Source organism: Streptomyces sp. NPDC056883, assembly GCF_042788835.1.
Classification (GTDB): Bacteria; Actinomycetota; Actinomycetes; order Streptomycetales; family Streptomycetaceae; genus Streptomyces; species Streptomyces stoeckheimensis.
Genome location: NZ_JBHUBS010000002.1, coordinates 306938 through 332417, shown reverse-complemented (window position 1 = coordinate 332417; position 25480 = coordinate 306938). Strand labels below are relative to the sequence as shown.

Genomic DNA, 25480 nt, shown 5'->3' with positions numbered 1-25480 from the left:
CATGAACGAGGTCGTCGGCCGCGACGACCTGCTGCTCGTCACCCTCGACACGTTGCGCCACGACGTGGCCGCCCGGCTGGCCGCCGAGGGACGGATCCCGAACCTGGCGGCTCGGCTGCCCGGCGGGGTGTGGGAGCGGCGGCACGCGCCGGGGAGCTTCACCTACGCCTCCCACCAGGCCATGTTCGCCGGGTTCCTGCCCACCCCCGACGGGCCGGGCCCGCATCCGCGGCTGTTCGCCGCCCGGTTCCCGGGCAGTGAGACCACCGCCGGGCGCACCTGGGTGTTCGACACCCCGGACCTGGTGTCGGGGCTGGCCGGGGCGGGCTACCGGACCGTGTGCGTGGGGGGCGTCGGCTTCTTCAACAAGGCGGCCGCGCTGGGCTCCGTACTCCCCGGGATGTTCCAGGAGTCGTACTGGGAACCGGAGTTCGGGGTGGCGTCGCCGACTTCCTTCGAGGCCCAGGTGTCCCGTGCCGAGCGGGTCGTCGCCGAACTGCCGCACGACCGGCGGCTGTTCCTCTTCCTGAACGTGTCGGCCATGCACCAGCCCAACTGGTTCCACTCCCCCGGGGCGACCGCGGCGGACGGTGACTCGTGGGAGACGCACGCGGCCGCGCTGGAGTACGTCGACCGGCACATCGGGCGGCTCTTCGACGCGATGCGGTCGCGGCGCCGCTGCTTCGCGGTCGTCTGCTCCGACCACGGGACCACGTACGGGGACGACGGGTACACGGGGCACCGGCTCGCCCACGAGGCGGTCTGGACGGTCCCGTACGCACAGTTCCACCTGAACCACGAGGAGTCCGGCCCCCGATGACCCCCATGACCATGCCGATGACCGGCGCCACCCCGTACGAGAGTTACGTGTACGCCTACCCGCACAAGACGGCGTACCGGCCGCTCCCCGAGCGGCCGCACCTGCGCGGGCTGTGGGCGGAGCAGCCCAAGCACGCCCTCTCGCTCTACCTCCACGTCCCCTTCTGCGAGGTGCGCTGCGGATTCTGCAATCTCTTCACCCGGATCGGCGCCCCGGAGGGCCTGACCACGGCCTATCTCGACGCGCTGGAGCGGCAGGCTTCGGCGGTCCGCGGCGCGCTGGGCGACGGGGAGCCCGTACGGTTCGCGGCGGCCGCCTTCGGCGGCGGGACGCCGACCTTCCTGACGGCGTCCGAGCTGGAGCGGCTCTGCGATATCGCGGAGAAGGCCGCGGGCGCCGATCTGAGGGCGGTGCCGCTGTCGGTGGAGGCCTCGCCGGCCACGGCCACGGCGGACCGGCTCGCCGTCCTGGCCGACCGGGGGACGACCCGGCTCAGCCTGGGGGTGCAGAGCTTCGTGCCCGACGAGGCGCGTTCCGCCGTGCGTCCGCAGAAGCGGGCGGAGGTGGAGGCGGCCCTGTCGAGGATCCGGGAGGCAGCGATCCCGGTGCTGAACGTCGATCTGATCTACGGCATAGACGGGCAGACGGAGGAGAGCTGGCGGTACTCCCTGGACGCGGCGCTCGCCTGGCGGCCGGAGGAGCTGTACCTGTACCCGCTGTACGTACGCCCCCTGACGGGCCTGGGGCGCGGGCCCGCCGACGCCTCGTCCGCCGGGTGGGACGAGCAGCGGCTGCGGCTGTACCGGGCCGGACGGGACCACCTGCTGGCCGCCGGGTACGAGCAGGTGTCGATGCGGATGTTCCGCCGGACCGGGGCCCCGCAGGAGGCCGCCGACGACTACGCCTGCCAGACCGACGGCATGATCGGCCTCGGCTGCGGGGCCCGCTCCTACACGGCCGAGCTGCACTACTCCTTCGACTACGCGGTCGACATGCGGCAGATCCGCACGATCGTCGACGACTACGTGAGCCGCCCGGAGGAGGACTTCGCGCGGGCCGAGCACGGCCGCTGGATCGACGCGGAGGAGGCCCGGCGCCGACACCTGCTGCAGTCCCTGCTCCAGGCGCACGGGATGCCGGTGAGCGAGTACCGGGAGCGGTTCGGGAGCGGTCCGCGGGAGGACTTCCCGGCGGAGCTGGCGGCCTTCGCGGAGCGCGGCTGGCTCGTGGACGACGCGGAGCTGCTGCGGCTGACCCCGGAGGGGCTGGCGCACTCGGACGCGGTGGGCCCGGCGCTGTTCTCGGCGGACGTACGGGCCGCGATGGCCGCGTACGAGCGCAAGTGACCGGGGCGGCAAGAGGAGTTGAGGGGTCTCCCATGGACCTGACCGTGCTCTACCGGGGGCCGCTGTCCTCCTGCGACTACGACTGTCCCTACTGCCCCTTCGCCAAACGGCGCGACAGCCGGGAGCTGCTGGCGGCCGACCGGGCCGCCCTGGAACGGTTCACCGACTGGGCGGCCGGGAACACCGGCGACCGGCTGTCCGTCCTGTTCACCCCGTGGGGCGAGGGCCTGGTCCGCTCCTGGTACCGGCGCGCCCTGGTCGAGCTGTCGCACCTGCCGCACGTGCGCCGCGTCGCGATCCAGACCAACCTGAGCGGCCGCACCGGCTGGACCGCCGACGCCGACCGGGACACGCTCGCGCTGTGGTGCACGTACCACCCGGGGCAGACCCCGTACGACCGCTTCCTGGGCAAGTGCCGGGAGCTGGCGGCCTCCGGGGTGCGGTTCAGCGTGGGCGTGGTCGGCCTGCCCGAACACCTCGCGGAGGCCCGCCGGCTGCGCGCCGCGCTGCCGCCCGAGGTGTACCTGTGGGTCAACGCGGCGGAGGGGCACGCGTACACCGATCCGGAGGCGGCCGACTGGACCGGCCTGGACCCGCTCTTCCCGTTCAGCCGCCACCCGCACCGCTCGGCGGGCCTGCCGTGCCGCACGGGCGCCTCGGTGATCTCGGTGGACGGAGCCGGCACGGTCCGGCGCTGTCACTTCGTCAAGGCGGAGCTGGGCAACCTCTACGACGGCTCGTACCGGGCCGCCCTGCGCCCGCGCGCCTGCCCCCTGGCGGTCTGCGACTGCCACATCGGCTACGTCCACCTGGAGACGCTCCCGCTCTACGACGTCTTCGCGGGCGGCGTCCTGGAGCGGATCCCGGCCCTCCCGTGACAGCCCTCCCATGACACGGGAGGGCGGCGGGTGGGCAAAGCGGAGGGAAATTTACCCACGGTCACATGCGGTTATCGCACACGGTGATCGTGCAGCGTTCACACGGCGTTCATGACGTGCGCGGCGGACACCCCGCCACCGGACGACGAAATCCGCAGGTGAACTGCTCTTGACCTGCGGATCTCGCGGAGATTCCATTCGGCCCGGGAGCCACCGAACCAGACGTGCCCACCACCGCCCCGGAGGCGATACCGCTCCCGCGCTCACTCACCGCATCTGCCGATCGGAACACCGCACCGATGACTGACACGATCAGCGCTCCTCAGGCCCTCTCCCCCGCCACCGGTCCCGTGCCCCAGAAGCTCAAGCGTTCCATCGGCGTCGTCGGCGGAACCCTGCTCACCCTCTCGTGCGTGACGCCCGCCTCGACCCTCTTCGTCGTGGTCCCGGACCTCTTCTCCAGCCTCGGCACCTGGACCGCGCTCACCATCGCGATCGGCTCCCTGCTCTGCATCGGGGTCGCCTTCTGCTACTCGGAGCTGGGCACCCTCATCCCCAGCGCCGGCGGCGAGTACGCGATGGTGTCCACCCTGTCCGGCCGGCTGGCCGGCTGGCTGGTCTTCGTCCTGTCCCTGCTGGTCGTGATGATCGTGCCGCCCGTGATCGCCATGGGCACCGCCGACTACCTCGCCCCCGTCGTCGACATACCGGCCCCGGCCGCCGGCGCCGGCGTGATGCTGCTCGCCACCCTCGCCGGTCTCCTCGACCTGCGGGCCAACGCCTGGATCACCGGCATCTTCCTCGTCCTGGAGGTCGTGGCGGCCGGGCTCGTCGCCGTCCTCGGCTTCGCCCACAGCGAGCGGGGCGCCGGCGCCCTCGTGCACGGCACCGTGGCGGCGGAGGGCGGCGGCACGTCCACGGTCACCGCGATGATGGTCGTCTCCGGGCTCGCCATCGCGCTCTTCGTCACCCAGGGCTTCTCGACGGCCGTCTACCTCTCGGAGGAGCTGGAGAACCCGCGCCGCAACGTCCCGCGGACCGTGCTGGCCACCCTCGCCATCTCCGCCGCCGTCATCCTGGTCCCGGTCATCGCCATCACCCTGGGCGCCCCCGACCTGGAGGCCCTGACCTCCGGCGACCTCGGCACCATGGTCACCGCCTGGTCCAACTCGGCCGTCGGCACCTTCGTCAGCCTCTGCGTGGCCCTCGCCATCGTCAACGCGGGCATCGTCATGGTCATCCAGAACTCCCGGGTGCTGTTCGCCTCCGCCCGCGACAAGGCCTGGCCCGCGCCGGTCAACTCCGCGCTCTCGCGGCTCGGCCGGTTCGGCTCCCCGTGGGTGGCCACCCTGCTCGTCGGCATCCCCGGCGCGGCGATGTGCTTCGTCAACCTGGACACCCTCTACGGGGTCACCGGCGTCTCGGTGACCGGCATGTACCTGCTGGTCGCCGTGGCCGCCCTGGCCAGCCGCCGCGGGGCGCACCGCGAGACGGCAGCCTGGCGGATGCCGCTGTGGCCCGCCGTCCCGATCGTGCTGATCCTGGTGTTCGCGTACATCCTCACCCAGCAGGAGACCCGGTACCTGCTGTGGACCGGCGGGATCACCGCCGTCGCCACCCTGTACTGGGCGCTGTACCTGCGCCCCCGCAAGGACACCCGCTGGCTGGTCAGCATCCCGGTGGACGAGGACGACCCGGCTTCGGCCGCGGCTCCTGCCGCCTCCGCGTAGCGGCCGGCCGGCAGAGGTGGGGTGCGGGGCCACGGGTTCGTCTCCCGGGGCCCCGCACCTCTTCGCGTGGGCCTGGGCTTCGGCGGGTCATGCCCCGATGCGGATCACCACCTTGCCGAAGGGCGCGTCCTCGGCGTAGCCGCGGTAGGCCTCGCGGGCCTCCTCGAAGGGGAGCACCCGGTCGATCACCGGGCGCAGCCCGTGCGTCGCGACGGCCCGGTTCATCGACTCGAACTGCGTCCGGCTGCCGACGAACACCCGCCGGATCGTCGCGAGGCTCGAGGCGTACGCGGCGTGCGAGATCTCTATCCCGGACTTCGCGGCACTGGCGGTGATCAGCAGGGCAATCTGCCCGTAGAGCGAACTGGCGCGCACCGACTGCTCGATGGTGTCGGGGCCGCCCGTCTCCACCACCAGGTCGGCACCGCCGTCGGTCAACTCCCTTACTGTGGAGCCCCATTCGGGTGTGCTCAGGTAGTTCACGACCGCGTCGGAGCCCAGTGCCTTCAGCCGGTCGGCCTTCTCCTCGCTCGACGTGGTCGAGACGACCCGGCAGCCCAGCAGTTTCGCGAACTGCACGGCGAAGAGCGCGACCGGACCGGTGCCGAGGGTCAGCACGCTCTGCCCCGGCAGGGGCGCTCCGCCCTCCCCGCCGGTCAGCGCGTTCCATGCGGTGACCGCGGCGCAGGGCAGGGTCGCGGCCTCCTCCCAGGTCAGGTGCTGCGGGAGGCGGACCGCCCACTCCTCGTCGAGCAGGGCGTACTCCGAGAGCATCCCGTCGAGGGTGCAGCCGGGCTGGTCGACCAGGTCCGGGGTGATCCTGCCGTCGCGCCAGCGCGGGAAGTAGGCGCAGGAGACGCGGTCGCCGACCGCGACCCGCGTCACCGCCTCCCCGACCGCGACCACCTCGCCCGCGCCGTCGCTCAGCGGGACCACCCCGGGTGCGGCGGGCAGCGGGTAGCGCTCGCGCAGGATCAGCAGGTCGCGCTTGTTGAGGGAGGCGGCCCGGACGCGGACCACGATCCCGGTCGGGCCGGCCGGGACCGGTCGGGGGCCGCCGTGGTCGCGCAGGACGATGCCCTCGACCGTGCCGAACGCTTCCAGGTGGTACGCGCGCATCTTCGCCTCCAGTGGGCCCCGTGTCCGATGGCTCCGATGCTCCGGCGCCGGGACACGCGCGGCAATTCCCTCCGGGGAATCGAGGGCTCCGCCGGACCGGCGACTAGAAAGGGGACATGGCCACCCGCACTGCCGACACCGCTGCCCCGTCCGCCGCGTCGTCGGCCCCCGCATCCGCAGCCCGCTCCGCACCCGCCGGTTCCGGCGAACCGACTCCCTTCGCCCGTGAGATGCGCCGCCGGCGGGCCCTGCGGCGGATGAGCCAGCTGGAACTGGCCACCCTCGCCGGGACCACGCAGCGCCACCTCAGCTTCATCGAGAGCGGCCGCTCGACCCCGGGGCGGGCGATGGTGGTACGGCTCGCCGAATCCCTCGGGCTGACCCTCCGGGAGCGCAACTCCCTTCTGCTCAGCGCTGGTTACGCACCGCTGTACGCCGAGTCCGCGCGGGACGCCGAGTCCATCGGGCCGGCCATGGAGGCGCTGCGGTCGATCCTGACCGGGCACCTCCCGTACCCGGCGGTGGTGGCCGGTCCCCGGGGCGAACTCGTCCTGGCGAACGCGGCGTTCGACGTGCTCACGGAGGGTGCCGCCGCGCACCTGCTCGCTCCGCCCGTGAACGTGCTGAGGCTCGCCCTGCACCCGGAGGGCATGGGGCCGCGCGTGGTGAACCTGGCGGCCTGGGGACGGCACATCACGGAGAGCCTGCGCACCCGGGCCTCGGCGCACCCCGATCCGGAACTGGAGGCGCTGGCGGAGGAGCTGGACGGATACCTGGCGACTGCCGCGCTGCGCCCGGAGCCGGCGCCCTCGGGCTCCGGCCGGGCGGACGGGTCCGGCCCGGCCGACAGCTCCGGCCCGGCCGAGCACCTCGGCTTCGCCGTGCCCTTGCGGCTGCGGACCTCCGCGGGGGAGCTCCGGCTGCTGACCACGCTGACCTCGTTCTCGACGGCCGTGGACGTGACCCTGGCCGAGCTGCACCTGGAGGCCTTCCTGCCCGCCGACGCGGCCAGCGCGGAGCTGCTGCGGCGCCGGGAGGAGGCCCGGGCGGGGGCCGGCCCGCGGCACTGAGCGCCGTACCGCCGTCCCGAATGGTGGAACGGGAGTCTCCCCCGCTCCACCGCTTCGTCTATGCTCCGCGCCATGGCCGTCACCCAGCGCCTCCTGTCGCGCTCCTGTTGTCCCCGCTGACGTCTGCCTGCTCCGACCCGCCCGCCCCGCGGCCAATGCCCCGACGCCCCGTCGTCCCGGCACACCCCCGGGGTCCCACGGTCCCGCCGCATCCCGGTGCCTTCGCGCCTCCCCGTACCCCGTCGCACATCCCCCGTACCGTCGCGCATCCGATTCCGCTTCCGCCTCCGCCCCGGCGGTCCCCGCCTCCCGAAGGAGCCCGTTCACCATGAGCAGCAGCCCCGCCCTCGACGTGGGCCAGGCCCACGCCCGTCACGCCGAATTCCGGATCGTCGATGTCCGCACCCCCGGCGAGTACGCCTCCGGCCACCTCCCCGGCGCCCTGAACATCCCCCTCGACCGGATCGGCCGCTCCCTGCCCGAGCTGCGCGAGGCCGCGCAGGCCCAGGAGCTGCTCCTGGTATGCGCCTCGGGGACCCGGTCGCAGAACGCGGCCCGGACCCTGGCCGGGCACGGCATCGCGGCCACCAGCCTGACCGGCGGCACCGCCTCCTGGTCGGCCCAGGGGCATCCGCTCGACTACCCCGCCGGTGGACCCCGCCGGGTCTGGGCCATGGAGCGTCAGGTCCGGCTGACCGCGGGCGGGATCGTCCTCCTCGGTCTGCTCCTCGGCCTCTTCGTGCACCCGGCCTTCCAACTGCTCAGCGCCGGGATCGCGGCCGGTCTCGTCTTCTCCGCCCTCACGGACACGTGCGGCATGGCCGTGGTCCTCGGCCGGCTGCCCTTCAACCGCCGCCGGTAGGCCGTCCCTTCCGACCTAGACCGCTCGATCCCGCTTTCGCCCGGCATCTGGGACGAAATCGTCCATCATCCGGACTCCGCTTGTCGATACCGCCCGGACACCGACAGGATGCACCCCATGGCCCCCGTACTCGTATCGCGTCGTCACGTAGATCTGCTGCGTGTGTCGACCATGCTCTGTCGGGCTGCCGCCTCCCGTACACACGGCTGTTGATCTCACCGATCCGCCGTATCTGACTCCGTACGGATGAGTCCGCGCCTCTCGGCGCACCCTTCTCCGCTTCCTTCGGCATTGCCCTTCACCGCGCCGTTCGCGGTGGCCGTAGCCCTGCCCGCGGGGCCGATCAGGACCATGCCTCCGGTCGCGCGGACTCCCGCCTTCCTGCCCGCACTTGCCCGTACACGTGTCACCGCCGCCCCGTAGCCCGATCCGTGCGCGGTGGTGCACGTCACGCTGCTCCGACGAGGTTTCGCCATGCCCGAGAATCCGCTCCTGCTGCACTGGTTCCTGCCCACCGGCGGGGACGGCCGCGACCCCGGCGGGGTCACCGCCGTCCAGGGGCGCAGCCGTACGGCCACCCGCCGGCCCGCGGACGTTCCGTACCTGGCGCAGGTCGCTCGCGCCGCCGAACAGGCCGGATTTCATTCGCTGTTGACCCCCGTGGGGCTCGGTTGTGTCGATCCGTGGATCCTGACGGCCGCGCTGGCACAGCACACCACCCGGATCGGCTTCCTGGTGGCGTTCCGCGCGGGTTTCGCGAGCCCGACGCTGATCGCCCAGCAGGCGGACGCCTTCCGCCGGTTCGCCGGTGGCCGGCTCGGGCTGAACGTGGTGACGGGCGGCGATCCCGCCGAGCAGCGGGCCTACGGGGACGGGCTGGCGCACGACGAGCGCTACGCCCGCACCGATGAGGTGATGGCCGTGCTGCGCGACCTCCTGGACGGGAAGTCCGTGGACCACGAAGGCACCCACCTGCACATCGAGGGAGCGCGCCTCACCGATCCAGGGCTGAGCCACCCGGTCCCGCTGTACTTCGGCGGGGCCTCGCCCGCGGCCGAGGAGGTCGCCGCCCGGCATGCCGACGTACAACTGCTGTGGGGCGAGCCGCCGTCGGCCGTCGCGGTGCGCATCGAGCGGCTGCGCGAGCGAGCTCGCTCGGCGGGCCGCACGGTCCGCTTCGGGCTGCGGCTGCATGTCATCAGCCGGGACTCCGCGGCCGAGGCCTGGGCCGAGGCGGACCGGATCCTCGCCGGGCTGGATCCGGCGGCGGTCCGGGCCAGCCAGGAGCGGTTCGCCGCCATGGACTCCACCGGGCAGGCCCGGATGGCGGCCCTGCACGGCGGGGTCGCGGACGCCGAACGGCTCACGGTGGCACCGAATTTGTGGGCGGGCATCGGGCTGGTCCGCGAGGGTGCGGGGACGGCCCTGGTCGGCTCGCACGACGAGGTCGCGGCGCGGCTGGCGGAGTACCGGTCCCTGGGCGTCGACGAGTTCATCCTGTCCGGCTATCCGCATCTCGAGGAGGCCTACCGGGTGGGCGAAGAGGTGGCCCCGCGCCTGCGCGCCCTGACCGGGGCGGCGGCCGCATGACCGCGCTCACCACGGAGGCCCCCGGCCGGCTCGCCCCGCCCGAGGCCCCGGCGGACGGCGCCGCGCCGCGGTCCCGGGCCCGGATCCGGGAGGCACTGCGCTGGACCGCGCTGCGCCTCCTCGCCCTGGCCGTGCTGCTGGCCGCCTGGCAGGCGGCGGTGGCGGCCGAGCTGTGGCCGAGGGTGCTGGTCCCCTCGCCCGGTGAGGTGTGGCGGCAGTTCCTGCTGGCGTCCACCACGCACGACGGGGTCCGCGGCTACGGCGGCCACCTGCTGGTGGAGCACCTCGGGGTGAGCCTGGGCCGGATCGGCACCGGCTCCGCGTACGCCGTGCTGGCCGGGGTGCCCCTGGGGCTGCTGATCGGCACCATCCGGCCGCTCGCGGTGGTGCTGGAGCCGGCCGTGACCTTCCTGCGCACCCTGCCGCCGCTCGCGTACCTCTCGCTGCTCGTCATCTGGTTCGGCATCGACGAGGCCCCGAAGATCTGGCTGCTGGTAATCGCCGCGCTGCCGCCGATCGCCGCGGCCACGGCGGCGGCCGTACGGACCGTACCGGACGAACTCGTGGAGGCGGCAAAGGCGTTGGGCTCCGGTCCGGCATCCCTGCTGCTGTCGGTGCGGCTGCCCGCCGCGCTGCCCGAGATCCTCACGGGCATCCGGATCGCCGTCGGGGTCGCCTACACCTCCGTCGTGGCGGCGGAGACCATCAACGGCGTGCCCGGCATCGGCGGCATGATCCGCGACGCCCAGCGCTACAACCTGACGGCCCTGGTGATCGCCGGCATCCTCGCCATCGGACTGTCCGGGATCGTCCTCGACGCCCTGCTCCGCGGAATCGAGCGGTACGCCGTCCCCTGGCGCGGCCGCGGCTGACCGCCCGCACCTCCCCTCTCTCCCCAACCCCCTTCCTCACTACTGGAGTTCCGTCGTGCCCAGAAACGTATCCCGCCGCGCCCTGCTGCTGGCCGCCACCGTCGCCCTGACCGCTTCCACCACCGTCGCCTGCGGGGCGGACGGGGACGGACCGGCGGCCGGGCCGGGGCGGACCACCGTACGGATCGCCTACCAGGCGATACCCAATGCCGACCTGATCGTGAAGAACCAGCGGCTGCTGGAGCAGGCCCTGCCCGAAGCCGACGTGAAGTGGGTGAAGTTCGAGTCCGGCGGTGACGTCAACACGGCCGTGATCGCCGGTTCGGTGGACCTGGGCCTGGCCGGGTCGAGCCCCGTCACCAAGGGCCTTTCGGCCCCGCTGAACATCCCGTACAAGGTGGTGTGGATCCACGACCTGATCGGCGACAACGAGGCACTGGTCGCCAAGCCGGAGATCGGCTCGGTCAAGGACCTGGCCGGGAAGAAGGTGGCCACGCCCTTCGGCTCCACCGCCCACTACTCGCTGCTCGCCGCGCTGAAGGCCGCCGGGGTGGACGCGGGGGCCGTGCAGACCATCGACCTCCAGCCGCAGGACGCCCTCGCCGCCTGGAAGCGCGGGGACATCGACGCGGCGTACGTGTGGACGCCCACGCTCAGCGAGCTGACCAAGGACGGGAAGGTGCTCATCACGAGCCGGCAGCTCGCGGAACAGGGCAAGCCCACCGCCGACCTGGGCGTGGTGACCAACGCCTTCGCGGCCGCGCACCCCGAGGTGGTCACGGCTTGGATCAAGGCGCAGGACCAGGCCGTCGGGCAGGCCCGGACCGCCCCCGACCAGGCGGCGAAGTCCATCGGGGCGGAGCTCGGACTGCAGCCGGAGGAGGCGAAGCGCCAGCTCTCGGAGCTGGTGCTGCTGAGCGCGAAGGAGCAGACCGGTCCCGACTACCTCGGCACGCCGGGCGCCCCGGGGAAGCTGGCGGCGACCCTGCGCGACGCGGCCGTCTTCCTGAAGGAGCAGAAGAAGGTGGACGCCGTCCCGGACGAGGCCGCCTTCGGCCGGGCCCTCGCGGTGGAGGAGCTCGGCCGTGCCGCGCACTGATCCTGCGCCCGAGACCGACACCGCCGGTGCTGGTGCTGGCGATGCCGGTCTCGCCGTGGACCTCGCGCGGGTGTCGGTCCGCTACGGACCGGCGAAGCAACCGGTGACGGTGCTCGACGCGGTGGACCTACGGGTCCGCGCAGGCGAGTTCGTCGTCCTCGTCGGCCCCTCCGGCTGCGGCAAGACCACCCTGCTGCGGGTGATCGCCGGTTTCGCCCGCCCGGCCTCGGGCACCGCCCTGGTCCGCGGCGCGGCCCCGCGTCCCGGGCGGGGCGCGGGGGTGGTGTTCCAGCAGCCGAGGCTGTTCCCGTGGCGCACCGTCGGCGGGAACCTCGGCTTCGCGCTGGCCCGCCACGGGGTGCCGCGGTCCCAGCGGCCGGGCCGGATCGCCGAGTTGCTGGACCGGGTGGGTCTGCCCGGCATGGGCGGCCGGCGCACCTGGGAGCTGTCCGGGGGCCAGCAGCAGCGGGTGGCGCTGGCCCGCGCGCTGGCGGCGGAGCCCGAACTGCTGCTGATGGACGAGCCGTTCGCCGCTCTGGACGCACTGACCCGGGAGCGCCTCCAGGAGGAGGTCCGCTCCCTGGCCGGGCGGCTCGGCACGACCGTGCTGTTCGTGACGCATTCGGTCGAGGAGGCGGTGCTGCTGGGATCCCGCGTCCTGGTGATGGCGGCCGGGCCGGGCCGGGTGGTGGCGGACCTGCCGGTGCCGCTCCCCCGCGACCCGGCCACGGACCTCGCGGGGTTGCGGGCCTCCCCCGAGTTCGCCCGGCTGCGCGGCCGGCTGGCCCGGGAGCTGCGCCCCGGCTGACGGGTGCCGGGCCGACGGACGCCGGGCTGCCTGGCCGACCGGCTCCGTCCGCCGGGCTCCGGCCACCTGGCTCCGGGCTCGGGCTCCGGGCCGATCGGCGCCCGCTCCTCACACCTGGCCCGCCGCCAGGCTGCCTCCGCCCAGGGTGAGCGCGGTGTTCACCAGGCCGACGTGGCTGAACGCCTGGGGGAAGTTGCCGAGTTGGCGTCCGGAGACGGGGTCGTACTCCTCAGCGAGGAGCCCCACGTCGTTGCGTACGGACAGCAGCCGCTCGAAGAGCTCCCGCGCCTCCTTCTCCCGCCCGGTCAGGTACAGGGCGTCGGTCAGCCAGAACGAGCAGGCGAGGAAGGCCCCTTCGTCGCCGGGCAGGCCGTCCACCGAAAGCCCCTCGGTGCTGTAGCGGCGGACCAGGCCGCTGCGGCCCAGCTCCTCGCGCACCGCGTCGACCGTGCCGATGACACGGGGGTCGTCAGGCGGCAGGAAGCCGACGCGCGGGATGAGGAGGGTGGCGGCGTCCAGTTCGCGGGAGCCGTAGTACTGGGTGAAGGTGCGCCGCTCGGCGTCGTAGGCGTTCTCGCAGACGTCGCTGTGCACCGCCTCCCGCATGGCGCGCCAGCGGTGCACGTCGCCGGGAATTTTGGGGTTGAGTTCCAGGGTGCGCACGGCCCGGTCGGCGGCGACCCAGGCCATCACCTTGGAGTGCGTGAAGTGGCGGCGCGGGCCGCGCACTTCCCACAGTCCCTCGTCGGGGCGGTGCCAGTTCTGCTCCAGGAAGTCGAGGAGCGCGAGCTGGATCTTCCAGGAGTGCCACTCGGCGGGCAGTCCGGCGGAGCGGGCCACGTAGAGGGAGTCGAGGACCTCTCCATACACGTCGAGCTGGAGCTGGTCGACGGCCGCGTTGCCGACCCGGACGGGCGCGGAGGCCGCGTACCCCTTCAGCCAGGGCAGCTCGCTCTCCGGGATGCGCCGCTCGCCGCCGATCCCGTACATGATCTGCAGGTCCGCCGGGTCGCCCGCGACGGCGCGCAGCAGCCACGCCCGCCAGGCGCGGGCCTCCTCGAGGTACCCGGTGGCCAGCAGGGAGCCGAGGGTGAGGGTGGAGTCGCGCAGCCAGCAGTAGCGGTAGTCCCAGTTGCGGATGCCGCCGAGCTCCTCGGGCAGGGAGGTCGTCGCGGCGGCGGCGATTCCGCCGGTCGGGGCGTAGGTGAGGGCCTTGAGGGTGATCAGGGAGCGGATCACCGCCTCCCGGTAGGGGCCCTCGTACGTGCACCGGCCGGTCCATTCGCGCCAGTCGGCGAGGCTCTGCTCCAGGGCGGCGTACGGGTCCAGGGGCTCGGGGCGCGGTTCGTGCGAGGGGTGCCAGGTGAGCACGAAGGCGACGCGCTCGCCCGCGGCGACGGTGAACTCGGAGCGGGTGCTCATGTCCTCGCCCCACGTGTGCACGGGAGGTTCGCTGCGCAGCCACGCGGCGTCGGGCCCGGCGACGGCGACCCGGTCGCCCTCGCGGTTGCCGCCGCGCCGGACCCAGGGCACGACGTGCCCGTAGTCGAAGCGCAGGCGCAGGGTGCTGCTCACGGTCGATTCGCCGGTCAGGCCCTCGACGATCCGCATCAGGTCGGGCGCGGTGTCGCGCTGCGGCATGAAGTCGATGACCTTGAACGAGGCGCCGTCCCCGGTCTCCCAGAAGGATTCCAGGACGAGCGTGCCGTCGACGTAGCCGCGGCGGGTGCAGCGGGCGGAACCGGGGGCGGCGGCCGGGGCGATGCGCCAGTGGCCGTTCTCCTCGTCACCGAGGAGGGCGGCGAAGCAGGCCGCCGAGTCGAAGCGCGGCAGGCACAGCCAGTCGATGGACCCGTCGCGGCCGACCAGCCCACTGGTCATCAGGTCGCCGATGAGTGCGTAGTCTTCGATGGGTTGTGTCATTTAGGGCACTTTCCCCCGGATGCCCCCACTCAATCAGCCCGTCCGGGTCCCCGCGCAGCGCCGCCCCCGGGGCGGCCGCGCCCGCCGGCTCAGTTCCGCACGAGGAGGAGCACGCTCGCGGTCACGACGCCGAGGGCGACCGCGAGGGCGCCGTGGGCGAGGCGGTGGCCGCGCAGGACGGGCAGGAAGCGGTCGACGGCGTACCGGCCGGGGCCGGTGAGCGCGAGGGCGGCGGCGCCGGCGGTGAGCAGGAGCTCGTACTCGATGCCCTGCGGGGCGAAGAAGGAGCCGGCGCCGTGCACGGCGATCGCGTTGATCATGGTGCCGACCAGGGCGGCGCCCGCCAGCGGCGTGAGCAGTCCGAGGGCGAGGCCGAGCCCGCCGAGGGTCTCGGTCAGTCCGGCGAGGACGGCCATGGCATCACCGGCCGGGTATCCACTGGCGGTGAAGAACTGACCGGTGCCGCTGATACCGCCGCCGCCGAACCAGCCGAAGAGCTTCTGGGCGCCGTGGCCGGCCATGGTCAGGCCGAGGACCACCCGCAGGAGGAGCAGGCCGACGTCGTGGGCGGGGGTGGACAGCGCCGGGACGGAGGCGCGCGCGAGGGACACGGCAGGTTCGCCGGTTCGCGGCTTCGGCGTGGTGACGGAGGGGCTGGTCATGGGGGGGGTCCTTCCGGTCGGGCGGCCCGAGGGACAGGCTGCTCCCTGGTTGTTCAAATTCGAACGACTCACCCGACCCTAGCCCCGCATCCGCCGCTGATTCAAATTGGAACGCCACGTGTAGCCTGGTTCCATGGCTGAAACGAAATGGCTGGACGACCGCGAAATGCGGGCCTGGGAGGGGTTCCTGGCCGCTTCCGCCCTGGTCAACCGCCGTCTCGATCAACAGCTCAAGGACGATTCCGGACTCTCCCACCCGCAGTACGAGATCCTCGTGCGACTCGCCAGGGCGCCCGAGGGCGAACTGCGCATGACGGAGCTCGCCAACGGGCTCGTCAACTCCAAGAGCGGCCTGACCTACCAGGTCACGCAGATGGAGAAGGCGGGCCTGGTCCGGCGCCGCACCTGCCCTTCCGACGTCCGGGGGATCTACGCCGTCCTCACCGAGGCGGGCCGCGCCCGGCTCACGGAGGCCGCGCCGGGGCACGTGACCACGGTGCGGGAGGTCTTGGTGGACGTGCTCACCCCCGAACAGCTCGACGTGCTCGCGGACGGGCTGGGCGAGGTCAGCCGCCGGCTCCGGACCCAGGGCGCCTGATGGACGCGACGACCGTCTGGATCGTCGTGGCGGCGGTGGTGGCGGCCGGCCTGGCGGTCACCGCGGCCGTGCTCCTCGTACGGGTCTTCGCGGCCCGCAGGCTCCTGCGCGACGCGGGCATCCCCCTGCGCGACAAGGCGCTGTTCTGGGCCGCCGTGGCGTACACGGTCTCCCCGGTGGACCTGATCCCGGACCCGGTCTACCTGGACGACATCGGCATCCTGCTCCTGGCCCTGCGCTCCCTCCACGCGGCGGCCTCGGCAGGCCGCCCGCCCAAGGAACTCGACGCGGCGTAACGCCCGTCCGCGGCATCCGCGGCGTCCGCGCCCGCCGGCTCAGCTCACCCCGCGCGGGCGGAACTGGACGCTGATGCGGGGGCCGACCGGGCGGGCCGTCTTGGGGACGGCGTGTTCCATCGTGCGCTGGCAGGAGCCGCCCATCACCACCAGGTCGCCGTGGCCGAGGGGCAGGCGGAGCAGGGTGGGGCCGCCGTCGCGCGGACGCAGGGCCAGATCGCGGGGGTCGCCCACCGAGAGGATGGCGACCATCGTGTCCTCGGTGGCGGAGCGGCCGGTGCGGTCGCCGTGCCAGGCGACGCTGTCACGGCCGTCGCGGTAGAGGCACAGGCCCGCCGTGACGAAGGGTTCGCCCAGCTCGGGGGCGTAGTGCCGGCTCAGCGTGACACGGGCCTCGGCAAGGGCGGGGTGCGGCAGCGGGTCGGCCGCGCCGTAGTGGGCCAGCAGGCGCGGGACCGCCACCTCCCGCTCGTACATCTGCCGCCGCTCGGCATGCCACGGGACGTCGGCCGCGAGGCGTTCGAAGAGCGCGTCGGCCCCCGTCAGCCAGCCCGGCAGGTGGTCCACCCAGGCACCGGCGCCCAGCTCCGTGCGCCGGGCGCCCACCAGCGGGCCGAGGCGGATCTCGTCGCCCTGGTCGAAGAGCGAGCCCTGGAGTGCGTGCATGGGTCCAGGGTAACGCGCCATTCGAACATGTGCGCGAGTAGAGCGGGAGTAGGGCGTGCGCAGAGCCGTCCCGCTCACTTCCGCTTACGAATTGTCCCGAGGGGGCGGGGCGCAGGCCCCACAACAAGGGCCGTTCACCGCCCCCACGAAGCATTCGATGGTCGTTTCCTGGAAGAGGTCGGAGCGAGAGACCGGGCACCGATCCCCGTGGCACCGCAGCAACTGCGGACGAGAAGTCCACCACCGGTCATGAGGAACACACGATGAGCGCAATCGACGAATTCACCTCCCACACCGTTCCCGCGGTCCTCCACGAGTCCTACGCCTTCAGCTGCCTCGACTGCGGCCTCGGCTGGGAGAAGCAGTACGACGTCCAGCACTACATCGACGGCACCGGCGTCCAGCGCACGCTCTGCACGGTGGACGGCGACCGGGTCCCCTCCCCGCTGACCCGCTCCGAGTGCGCCGCCTGCGGCAGCCACGTCATCCGCATCCTGCGGGCCGGCACGGTCTCGCACGCGCACATGGCGATGACCAGCGGAGCCCGCCCGATGGAGATCCCCTCCTTCCTCTCCCTCCTGCACGGAGGCAAGTGACCGCCATGAGCACCGACACCGTCCCCACCGTCCCCGCCACACCCGCGTCCCTCACCCCGGCCGCCGGTGCGGCCACCGGAACCTCCTGCGGACCGGCCACCGGACCGGCCGATCCCGTCGCGCCGGAGGAACCCGAGGATTTCGAGCCCCCGGCCTCATGGCCGGACGGGCTCACCACCGCCGAGGCACACCGCCTCCTGCAGGAGCACGGTCCGAACGAAATCGCCGAGGAACACAAGAACCCCCTGCGGGAGTTCCTCGGCTACTTCTGGGCCCCCATCCCCTGGATGATCGAGACCGCGCTGATCCTCTCGATCGCCGTCCAGCACTGGGTCGACGTGGCGATCATCGGCGTCCTGCTCGTCGTCAACGGCGTGGTCGCCTTCATGGAGGAGCACGAGGCCGCCAACGCCATCGCCGCCCTCAAGCAGCGCCTCGCCACCGAGGCCCGCGTCCTGCGCGACGGGGTCTGGCGCACGGAGGCCGTCCGCGAACTGGTTCCGGGCGACATCGTCCGGGTCCGGCTCGGGGACGTCGTCCCGGCCGACGTACGGGCGCTGGGCGCCGGCACCCTCGACGTCGACCAGGCCGCCCTCACGGGCGAGTCCCTGCCCGTCGAGCGCGGCCGCGGCGAGACCCTCTACTCCGGATCCGTCATCGTCCGCGGCGAGACCGACGCCGTCGTCGAGGGCACCGGCGCGAACAGCTTCTTCGGAAAGACCACCGCCCTCGTCGGCGAGGCCGGCACGGTCAGCCACCTCCAGCAGGCCGTCCTGAAGATCGGCAACTACCTGATCCTGCTGGCCGTCGCCCTGGTCACCCTCACCATCATCGTCTCGGTGGCCCGCGGGAACCCGGTGCTCTCCGTCCTGGAGTTCGCGCTCGTCGTCGTCATCGCCTCCGTCCCGGTCGCCCTGCCGGCCGTCATGTCCGTGACGCTCGCCGTCGGCGCCCGCAACCTCGCCAAGCGCGGAGCGGTCGTCTCGAACCTGCCCGCCGTCGAGGAACTGGGCAGCATCGACATCCTGTGCTCCGACAAGACGGGCACCCTGACCGAGAACCGCCTCGCGATCCTGGATCCCTGGGTCCCGGACGGCGTCGACCAGGACGACCTGCTCGGCTCCGCCGCGCTGGCCTCCCGCGCCGAGAACGGCGACCCCATCGACCGGATCGTCATCTCCACCGCCACCGACCGGCTGACCGACTCCGACACCGGCTGGGCGCACGGCCTGCCGGTCACCGACTTCGTCCCCTTCGACCCGGTCACCAAGCGCACCGAAGCCACCGTCGCCTTCGGCCCCGGTCCCGGCCCGGCGCCGGACTCGTACCACGTGAGCAAGGGCGCCCCCCAGGTCATCGCCCGGCTCTGCGACGGGGACCCGGCCGCCGCGCACGTGGCGCGCATCGCCGACGAGTTCGCCGCGCGCGGCTTCCGCTCCCTGGGAGTGGCCCGTACCGACGAGTCGGGCGCCTGGCGCCTGCTCGGCATCCTGCCGCTGGCCGATCCGCCGCGCGAGGACACCGCGGACACCGTGGCCGCCGCGACGGAGCTGGGCGTCTCGGTGAAGATGGTCACCGGCGACCAGGTCGCCATCAGCCGGGAGCTGGCCCGCCAGATCGGGATGGGCGACAACATCCTGAACACCCACGCGCTGGACGACAGCCGGCCGGAGGCGGAGCTCGCCGAACTCGTCGAGATCTCCGACGGCTTCGCGCAGGTCTTCCCGGAGCACAAGTACCGCATCGTCAAGATGCTCCAGGAGCGCGGCCACATCGTCGGCATGACCGGCGACGGAGTCAACGACGCCCCGGCGCTGAAGCAGGCCGACGCCGGCATCGCCGTGGCCGACGCCACGGACGCCGCGCGGGCCGCCGCGGACGTGGTGCTGCTGACGCCGGGCCTGTCGGTCATCTCCCACGCGATCAGCCAGGCCCGGGAGATCATCCAGCGGATGGTCAACTACGCCACGTACCGCATCACGGAGACCATCCGGGTGCTCGGCCTGATCACCCTGACGATCGTCGCGTACAACTTCTTCCCGGTCACCGCGATGATGATCGTCCTGCTGGCCCTGCTGAACGACGGCGCGATCCTCACGATCGCCTACGACAAGGTCCGCGGCTCCCACAAGCCCGTGACCTGGGACATGCGCAGCGTCCTGACCGTGGCCACGGTGCTGGGAGTGGTCGGCGTCGCCGAAACCTTCCTGCTCTTCGTCCTCGGCCGTGAGGTCTTCCACCTGAGCGACGGCCTGATCCACTCCCTCGTCTACCTCAGCCTGTCGGTCTCCGGTCAGCTGACCATCTTCGTGACCCGCACCCGCGGCCGGTTCTGGACCTCCCCCGCCCCGGCCAAGCCCCTGGTCATCGCGGTCGCCGTCGCCCAGACCATCGCCACCCTCGTCACCGTGTTCGGCGTCGGAATGACCCCGCTCGGCTGGGGCTGGGCCGCCGCCGTCTGGGGCTACGCGATCTGCTGCTTCCTCCTGGAGGACCAGCTCAAGCTCGCCGCCCACTGGTTCCTGGACCGCCGCCCCGGCCTCCGGTCCGCCGCCCACTGACACGGCCGCCCCCTCGTGGGGCACTGGATGCGCGTCCCGTCCGGAACGGTTCCGGACGGGACGCGCACCGTGTCGCACGCCGGGCCGGACCACCTGCCGATGGCAGGGTGCTCGTACACGAAATACCCGAAGCAGGCACATATCGGCAGGTGAGGAGGGAGAGGGCCATGAGGTGGAACTCCTGGGGGCCCGTCGCCTGGGACCGGGCCGCCGCCCTCACCTGCCTGCTGATCACCGTCCCCTTCGAGGTCTACGCCGAGGTCGCGCACCAGTCCTGGGCCAGCCACCCCCTGCTGCGCTGGCTGGGGATCCTCGTTTCCTGCGCCGCACTGCTGTGGCGCAGGACCCGCTTCCCGCTCGCCGCCCTCGTGGTCCTGGCCGCGACCGCACTCAGTGCGAAGTTCATCGCCCTCTTCTTCCTCGCCTACGCCGCCGGCCGCCACCAACGCACCGCCTACGCCTACGGGTTCGGGGTGGCCGCCACCGCCGAACTCATCACGCTCAGCGCACTGGGCTCCGGCCCGCCCCTGATCCGCGAGAGCTCCCCCTCCAGCCTGGCCCTGCTGGCTTCCACCGTGGCCCTGACGAGCGTGGTGGGCGCGACCCGGAGCCGGCACCTGGCGGAGCGGGCCCACCTCCAGGAGGTGGCCCGGGAGCGGGCGGCCGAGGCGGTCAACTCCGAACGGCGCAGGCTCGTAAGGGAGTTCCACGATCTGCTCGGCCACGACGTGGCCCTGCTGAACATCCTGGTCGAATCGCTACGGAGCTCCGTGGGCGGCCGGGATCCGGCGGCGGACGGGCTCCTCGACGCGGCGCAGCGGCAGTGCGCGGCCGCCTCGGACCATCTGCGGGGCATGACCGCCGTGCTCCGGCTGCGCGAGCTGGACACCAGGGCGCCGGACGGCGTCGCGGGACTCGACGCCCTGAGCCGCTCGCTCGACAGCGTCAGGGCGGCGGGGGTCGACGTACGGCTCGCGGACGGGTTCGCCGAGGGCTTCGAGCGGCTGCCCGCGGCCCACCGGGAGGCAGCCCGCCGGGTGGTCACCGAGGGGCTGACCAACATCCTGCGGTACGCGCCGGGTTCGGCGGTGCTGCTGTCGTTGCGGGCGGATCCCGCCGGTTGGACGCTCGACGTCCGCAATGGGCCGCCGGGAGCGCCCGTACGGTCGCTCGCGCCGGGCACCGGTCTCGGGCAGGCCGGGCTCCGCGGCCGGCTGGAGTCGCTGGGCGGCGGGCTCGAGGCGGGGCCGGTCACCGGGCCCGCCGACCCGCATGCCGGAGCCGATTCCGGTGCCGGTGCCGACGAGGCCCTCCGGGGCGACGGCTACCTGCTGCGCGCCCACGCCCCCCACCCACCCGAAGGAGCAGAGCAGTGATCCGTATCGTGATCACCGATGACGAGGACGTCATCCGCGCGGGACTGCGCACCATCCTCGCCGTCCCGGACGAGATCGAGGTCGTGGGCGAGGCGGGTTCGGGCTCCGAGGCCCTACAGGTCGTCGCGGCGCACTCCCCCGACGTCGTCCTCCTCGACCTGGCCATGCCCGACGGCCCGGACGGCGCCGAGACCGCCCGGCTGTTGCGCGAGGAGCACCCGGGCCTCGGCATCCTCATCCTGACGACGATCGCCGACGAGGAACAGGTGGCCAGGGTCTGGCGGGCCGGCGCGGACGGCTACCTGCTGAAGACCGCCTCGGGCGCGGAGATGCGCGAGGCCGTGCACAGTGCGGCCGGCCACCGCGCCGTGCTCAGCCCCGACGTGATCTCCACCGTCATGAGCCGGTTCGCCACCCACCACCATCCGGCGCCGACGCCCGAGGTAATGGCGCGCGTCCACAGCCTCTCCCAGGGCGAACTGCGCTGCGTGGTCGCGCTGGCCGACGGACTCGGCAACCGGGAGATCGCCGACCGGCTCGGCCTCGCGGAGGGCACGGTCAAGACCCATCTCTCGCGCGCCCTGCACAAGTGCGGCCTGGACAACCGCACGCAGCTCGCCCTCCTCGCCAACGACCAGCGCGAGCTCCTGACCGGGCTCCTCCACTGACGGGCCTCCTGCACCGACGGGCTTCCCGCGCCGGGAGGTAAAGGAGTCGACAGCGCGCCCCGGTGCCCGGCAGAGTGGCCGCCCGTGACGAGCAGTGAACTGTGGACCCGCGCGACCGCCGACCGCTACGACGCCGAGGAGACCGAGATGTCCTCGGCCGCCGTTCTCGGCCCGACCCTCGACTTCCTCGCCGAGCTCGCCGGAGACGGCCGGGCACTGGAGTTCGCCATCGGGACCGGACGCGTGGGCGTCCCGCTCCGGGAACGGGGCGTGCCGGTCGTGGGCGTCGAACTGTCCGAGCACATGGCGGCGGTGCTGCGGAACAAGGTCGACGAGGAGACCCTCCCGGTGGTCATCGGGGACATGGCCACCACCGTCGTTCCCGGCGGGTTCGCCCTCGTCTACCTCGTCTACAACACGATCACGAACCTGCTCACCCAGGACGAGCAGGTCGAGTGCTTCCGCAACGCCGCACGTCATCTGGAGCCCGGCGGCCGGTTCGTCGTCGAGCTGGGCGTGCCTCCGCTGCGGTTCCTGCCGCCCGGCCAGGTCGCGGTGCCGTTCGACGTCTCCGAGCAGCATCTCGGCTTCGACACCTTCGACCTCGTCGAGCAGGTGCTCGTCTCGCACCACCTCACCCGCGACGGCGACGACGGCCGCTACCGCCGCGACAACTCCCGGCACCGCTACGCCTGGCCTGCCGAGCTCGACCTGATGGCACGGATCGCCGGGCTGGAGAGGGAACGCCGCGTCGGGGACTGGGACGGGGCTCCGTTCACCCGGGACTCCGCGAAGCACGTCTCCGTGTGGCGCAAGCCGGCCTGAGGCCGGCCGCCGGGCGATCGCCGGGCGGCCCCGTGGGGAATCCCCTCCCTTGCGGGAGGGGATCGCCGGTCACTTCAGGTAGGGGCCGGCGGCGCCCACCTTTCCGGGGGCGGCGTTGCTGCCGCCCAGGTCGAGGACGTAGACCCGCAGGTTGCCCTTGCCGGGGGCGGGGACGGACAGGGTGCCGCCGGTGACGGTCTTCACGTCGCCGGTGACCGCGTCCTTGTACGTGCCGTTGGGTACGCCCGTGTACGTGGCGGCCCCGGTGACGGCCACCAGGGCGAAGCTGTCCACGCCGCCGGCGGTGTCGGTGTAGCGGCGCTTGAAGGCCATGCCGCCCGAGACGCCTTCGGTGGAGTACTGGCCCATCTGGAGCGCGGGCACGGCGCGGCGGATCTCGTTCAGCCGCTGGAGGTGCTTGACGAGGGGGGATTCCAGGGTGGCTGCCACGGGCCCGGTGGCCGAGGCGACCTTCGAGAAGCCGGAGGCGGTGACCGATCCCGCGATCTTGTCCCCGTAGTAGGCGCGGCCGGTGCCGGCGAGCGGGCAGGTCGGGCCGCAGTCGATCTGCTTGCCGGCCTGGAACTCGGTCTCGGAGCCGTAGTACAGGGTCGGGATGCCGCGGAAGGTCCACATCAGGGCCATGTTCTCGGCCCAGGCGTCGGTGCCGCCGGCGTAGCGGGTGGAGGACTTTCCGGGGCCGAAGTCGTGGCTGTCGACGTAGACGACGTTGTAGGTGGCGTCGTTGTAGCTGTCGTCGGAGTCCTTGCCGTTCTGGAAGGCGTTGCCGGCGTCCCCGAAGTTCATGTGCATGCGCATGTCGATGACGTTCATGCCGGAGAACTTGCTGTGGTCGGGGGCGTGGTAGAGGTTGCCGTTGAGGAAGGCGTTGGTGCTGGTCGGCTGTTTGGCCGGGTCGTTGTCGGTCGTGTACTGCTGGACGGCGGCGGTGGCGTCGTCCGCGCTGTAGGTCGCCGACTCCTTCCAGGTGTAGTACTGGGCGGACTGGTTGGCCGAGCCGCGGTTCCACTTGTCGTTGACGAAGGAGCCGACCTCGCCGAACACGTAGAAGTCCTGGGCCTTCTGGGCGCCGAACTGCTGGGCCACGCGCTGCTGGATGGCGGGCAGGAAGCGCCGGTTCCAGGTGACGCGGGGGATGTGCACGGCCGTGTCCACGCGGAAGCCGTCGACGCCCATGTCGATGTACTTGTTGTAGGCGCCGATGAGGTAGTTCTGCACGGTCGCGTTCTCGGTGTTGAAGTCCGCGAGGTCCTCGTGGATCCAGCAGGAACGGGCGTCCTCACCCTCCCAGTTGCCGATCCAGCACTGGTGGAACAGGGCCTTGGGGAACATCCCCGAGGTCGGGTTCGGCCACTGGCAGTTGTAGATCGTGTAGCCCTCGGCGCTCTTGTACTGCGTGGCCGCGCCCCAGTTGACGCAGGTGTTCCCGGTCGGCTCGGCCGTGGACCACAGGTCGCCGTTGTAGTAGGACTTTCCGCTCTTGGGGTCCACGGTGAGGCCGTCGTACTCGAAGCCGGCCTGCTTCTCGTCGTAGTACCAGGACCACTGCGCGTCGCGCACGCCGTAGACGGTCGGGGTGAACAGGCCCTTGGCTCCCCAGCGGGAGCTGTGGTTGTAGACCACGTCCTGGTAGATCTTGACGCCCTTGGCGTGGGCGGCGTTGATGAGGTCCTGGTAGGAGGCGCCCGCCGATTCCAGGCGGGGGTCGACCTTGTAGAAGTCGTAGCCGTGATAGCCGTGGTAGTCGTAGTCGGAGCGGTTCAGGACGACCGGGGTGATCCAGATCGCGGAGAAGCCGAGGGCTTTGACGTAGTCCAGCTTCTCGACCAGCCCCTTGAAGTCCCCCCGGAACATGGGGTCGTTGTTGGCCGCGTTCCCGGACTTCACGTGCTGGCTGCCGCCCCGGTTGTTGGCGCCGTCGCCGTCGTTGAAGCGGGCGGTGAGCACGAAGTAGATCGGGTCCTTGCGCGGGTCTCCGCCCAGCGGCGCCGATCCGGCCGGGGCCGGGGGCCGGGTACCCGTGGTCGCGACCGCTGCGGCGGAGGAGGCGGAGAGGTTCCCCGCGGCGTCCACCGCCCTGACGGTGTAGGTGTAGGCGGTGCGCTCCTCCAGGGCCGATTCGGTCAGGACCGTGGAGGTGACGGAGGTGACGGAAGTCCCCTTGGTGCCCCCTGAGCGGGTGACCTGGTAGCCGGTCACTCCCCGGTCGTCCGTGGCGGCGTCCCAGGTCACGACGGTGGACACGTCGGTGGCGGCGGCCCGCAGGCCGGTGGGCGCCGTGGGCGCGGTGGTGTCGGGTACGACGGCGGCGCACGGGTCGGCGGCGTTCGCCGTGACCGTGGCGTCCTTCACCGTGGACAGGCCCGTGCCGAGGGCGTAGTTCCTGCCGCTGTTGTTGTCCCAGGTGCCGTTGCCGTTGTTGAAGGCGGCGGCGAGTCCGGCGGCCGAGCCGAGCGGGACCGTCTTCTTCACCCAGCCCGTGCACGCCGGCTCCATGCCGATGCCGGGGACCGTGGTCCAGGAGCCGCCGGTCGGGGCCCAGTGCAGGTTGACGGTCGACCAGCCGACCGTGCTCGTCGCGTAGTAGACGGTGGCGCTCGCGCCGGTTCCCGTTCCGTTGCCGGGGTCCGCGGCGCAGGGGTCGCTGTGGGCCACGACCCCGTCCTTGACGGTGATGACCCCGGTGCCGAGGGCGTAGTTCTTGCCCCCGTTGTTGTCCCAGGTCCCCTGGCCGTTGTTGAAGGTCGCCTGGAGGCCGGCAGCCGCGCCGAGGCTGACGGTCTTCTTCACCCAGTCGGTACAGGCGGCTTCCATCCCGGTGCCGGGCACGGTCGTCCAGCTGCCGCCGTCGGGTGCCCAATGCAGGTTGTAGGCAGCCCAGTTGCGGGTCTTGGTGTAGTAGAAGACCGTCGCCGTGCCGTCACCCGAGGCCGTCACGGCGGCAGGGGCCGCTTCGGCGAGAGAGGCTCCGGCGGCCGGCAGCGCGGCCGCCAGACATCCCGCGACGGCCAGGGCCAGGGCCGTGGACCGCCCTCCGGGATGTGATCGCGTACGTGATCTCAAGGTCTGCTCCTCGAAGCGGGGCCCAACAGCC

The 25480-nt window shown here is 72.6% G+C and carries 22 protein-coding genes; 17 read left to right on the top strand and 5 right to left on the bottom strand.

What is annotated here, in order from left to right; genetic code table 11:
• Nucleotide 1: 1 nt before the first annotated feature.
• The 4 genes from ACFRU2_RS06865 to ACFRU2_RS06850 all read left to right on the top strand — a co-directional run bounded on the left by ACFRU2_RS06865 (nucleotide 2) and on the right by ACFRU2_RS06850 (nucleotide 4774).
• Nucleotides 2-820, top strand: a complete 819-nt coding sequence (locus ACFRU2_RS06865) for an STM4013/SEN3800 family hydrolase (RefSeq protein ID WP_382969589.1) — start codon at nucleotides 2-4, stop codon at nucleotides 818-820.
• A 17-nt stretch (nucleotides 821-837) separates the two neighbouring features.
• A complete protein-coding gene (locus tag ACFRU2_RS06860) occupies nucleotides 838-2166 on the top strand; it encodes an STM4012 family radical SAM protein (RefSeq protein WP_382969586.1) in 1329 nt (442 codons plus the stop codon).
• 32 nt (nucleotides 2167-2198) lie between these two features.
• Nucleotides 2199-3044, top strand: coding sequence for an STM4011 family radical SAM protein (locus ACFRU2_RS06855; RefSeq protein ID WP_382968543.1), 846 nt, complete (start codon nucleotides 2199-2201; stop codon nucleotides 3042-3044).
• Between the two features lie 299 nt (nucleotides 3045-3343).
• On the top strand, nucleotides 3344-4774 hold the full coding sequence (locus tag ACFRU2_RS06850) for an APC family permease (RefSeq protein WP_382968540.1): 1431 nt from the start codon (nucleotides 3344-3346) through the stop codon (nucleotides 4772-4774).
• Nucleotides 4775-4861: 87 nt separating this feature from the next.
• On the opposite strand, the gene ACFRU2_RS06845 is transcribed toward ACFRU2_RS06850, so the two are convergent.
• On the bottom strand, nucleotides 4862-5893 hold the full coding sequence (locus ACFRU2_RS06845) for an NAD(P)-dependent alcohol dehydrogenase (RefSeq protein WP_382968538.1): 1032 nt from the start codon (nucleotides 5891-5893) through the stop codon (nucleotides 4862-4864).
• A 230-nt stretch (nucleotides 5894-6123) separates the two neighbouring features.
• Here ACFRU2_RS06845 and ACFRU2_RS06840 point away from each other — a divergent pair, with 230 nt between their 5' ends.
• From ACFRU2_RS06840 to ACFRU2_RS06815, 6 genes are all read left to right on the top strand, one after another.
• Nucleotides 6124-6963, top strand: a complete 840-nt coding sequence (locus tag ACFRU2_RS06840; protein WP_382969584.1) for a helix-turn-helix domain-containing protein — start codon at nucleotides 6124-6126, stop codon at nucleotides 6961-6963.
• A gap of 328 nt (nucleotides 6964-7291) precedes the next feature.
• Nucleotides 7292-7825, top strand: coding sequence for a rhodanese-like domain-containing protein (locus tag ACFRU2_RS06835; RefSeq protein ID WP_382968535.1), 534 nt, complete (start codon nucleotides 7292-7294; stop codon nucleotides 7823-7825).
• Between the two features lie 474 nt (nucleotides 7826-8299).
• Complete coding sequence (locus ACFRU2_RS06830) at nucleotides 8300-9415, top strand: LLM class flavin-dependent oxidoreductase (protein ID WP_382968533.1); 1116 nt, start codon at nucleotides 8300-8302, stop codon at nucleotides 9413-9415.
• Nucleotides 9412-10287 carry an ABC transporter permease gene (locus tag ACFRU2_RS06825; protein ID WP_382968530.1) on the top strand — a complete coding sequence of 292 codons (876 nt, stop codon included), beginning with the start codon at nucleotides 9412-9414 and terminating at the stop codon, nucleotides 10285-10287. The genes ACFRU2_RS06830 and ACFRU2_RS06825 overlap by 4 nt, the downstream gene beginning before the upstream one ends.
• A gap of 55 nt (nucleotides 10288-10342) precedes the next feature.
• Nucleotides 10343-11386 carry a glycine betaine ABC transporter substrate-binding protein gene (locus ACFRU2_RS06820; protein ID WP_382968527.1) on the top strand — a complete coding sequence of 348 codons (1044 nt, stop codon included), beginning with the start codon at nucleotides 10343-10345 and terminating at the stop codon, nucleotides 11384-11386.
• Nucleotides 11373-12194: an ABC transporter ATP-binding protein gene (locus ACFRU2_RS06815; RefSeq protein WP_382968525.1), complete on the top strand. Its 822-nt coding sequence runs from the start codon at nucleotides 11373-11375 to the stop codon at nucleotides 12192-12194. Before ACFRU2_RS06820 ends, ACFRU2_RS06815 begins: the two co-directional genes overlap by 14 nt.
• A gap of 108 nt (nucleotides 12195-12302) precedes the next feature.
• Here the strand turns inward: ACFRU2_RS06815 and ACFRU2_RS06810 are convergent, their stop codons facing one another.
• Nucleotides 12303-14117 carry a glycoside hydrolase family 15 protein gene (locus ACFRU2_RS06810; protein WP_382968522.1) on the bottom strand — a complete coding sequence of 605 codons (1815 nt, stop codon included), beginning with the start codon at nucleotides 14115-14117 and terminating at the stop codon, nucleotides 12303-12305.
• Nucleotides 14118-14206: 89 nt separating this feature from the next.
• Nucleotides 14207-14779, bottom strand: coding sequence for a DoxX family membrane protein (locus tag ACFRU2_RS06805; protein ID WP_382968521.1), 573 nt, complete (start codon nucleotides 14777-14779; stop codon nucleotides 14207-14209).
• Between the two features lie 133 nt (nucleotides 14780-14912).
• Between ACFRU2_RS06805 and ACFRU2_RS06800 the strand changes: the two genes are divergently transcribed.
• A complete protein-coding gene (locus tag ACFRU2_RS06800; protein WP_382968518.1) occupies nucleotides 14913-15377 on the top strand; it encodes a MarR family winged helix-turn-helix transcriptional regulator in 465 nt (154 codons plus the stop codon).
• On the top strand, nucleotides 15377-15673 hold the full coding sequence (locus tag ACFRU2_RS06795; RefSeq protein ID WP_382968516.1) for a YkvA family protein: 297 nt from the start codon (nucleotides 15377-15379) through the stop codon (nucleotides 15671-15673). The genes ACFRU2_RS06800 and ACFRU2_RS06795 overlap by 1 nt, the downstream gene beginning before the upstream one ends.
• A gap of 39 nt (nucleotides 15674-15712) precedes the next feature.
• Here ACFRU2_RS06795 and ACFRU2_RS06790 read toward each other — a convergent pair whose 3' ends face one another.
• Nucleotides 15713-16339: an alpha-ketoglutarate-dependent dioxygenase AlkB gene (locus tag ACFRU2_RS06790; protein WP_382968513.1), complete on the bottom strand. Its 627-nt coding sequence runs from the start codon at nucleotides 16337-16339 to the stop codon at nucleotides 15713-15715.
• 263 nt (nucleotides 16340-16602) lie between these two features.
• Here ACFRU2_RS06790 and ACFRU2_RS06785 point away from each other — a divergent pair, with 263 nt between their 5' ends.
• The 5 genes from ACFRU2_RS06785 (at nucleotide 16603) to ACFRU2_RS06765 (ending at nucleotide 22365) form a co-directional block, all read left to right on the top strand.
• Nucleotides 16603-16935, top strand: a complete 333-nt coding sequence (locus ACFRU2_RS06785; RefSeq protein WP_382968512.1) for a hypothetical protein — start codon at nucleotides 16603-16605, stop codon at nucleotides 16933-16935.
• Between the two features lie 5 nt (nucleotides 16936-16940).
• A complete protein-coding gene (locus ACFRU2_RS06780; RefSeq protein ID WP_382968509.1) occupies nucleotides 16941-19496 on the top strand; it encodes a plasma-membrane proton-efflux P-type ATPase in 2556 nt (851 codons plus the stop codon).
• Nucleotides 19497-19663: 167 nt separating this feature from the next.
• Nucleotides 19664-20872: a sensor histidine kinase gene (locus ACFRU2_RS06775; RefSeq protein WP_382968507.1), complete on the top strand. Its 1209-nt coding sequence runs from the start codon at nucleotides 19664-19666 to the stop codon at nucleotides 20870-20872.
• Nucleotides 20869-21540, top strand: coding sequence for a response regulator (locus tag ACFRU2_RS06770; protein ID WP_382968505.1), 672 nt, complete (start codon nucleotides 20869-20871; stop codon nucleotides 21538-21540). Before ACFRU2_RS06775 ends, ACFRU2_RS06770 begins: the two co-directional genes overlap by 4 nt.
• Before the next feature lie 84 nt (nucleotides 21541-21624).
• Nucleotides 21625-22365, top strand: a complete 741-nt coding sequence (locus ACFRU2_RS06765) for a class I SAM-dependent DNA methyltransferase (protein ID WP_382968502.1) — start codon at nucleotides 21625-21627, stop codon at nucleotides 22363-22365.
• Between the two features lie 69 nt (nucleotides 22366-22434).
• On the opposite strand, the gene ACFRU2_RS06760 is transcribed toward ACFRU2_RS06765, so the two are convergent.
• Nucleotides 22435-25449, bottom strand: coding sequence for a carbohydrate binding domain-containing protein (locus ACFRU2_RS06760; RefSeq protein WP_382968500.1), 3015 nt, complete (start codon nucleotides 25447-25449; stop codon nucleotides 22435-22437).
• Nucleotides 25450-25480: the final 31 nt, after the last annotated feature.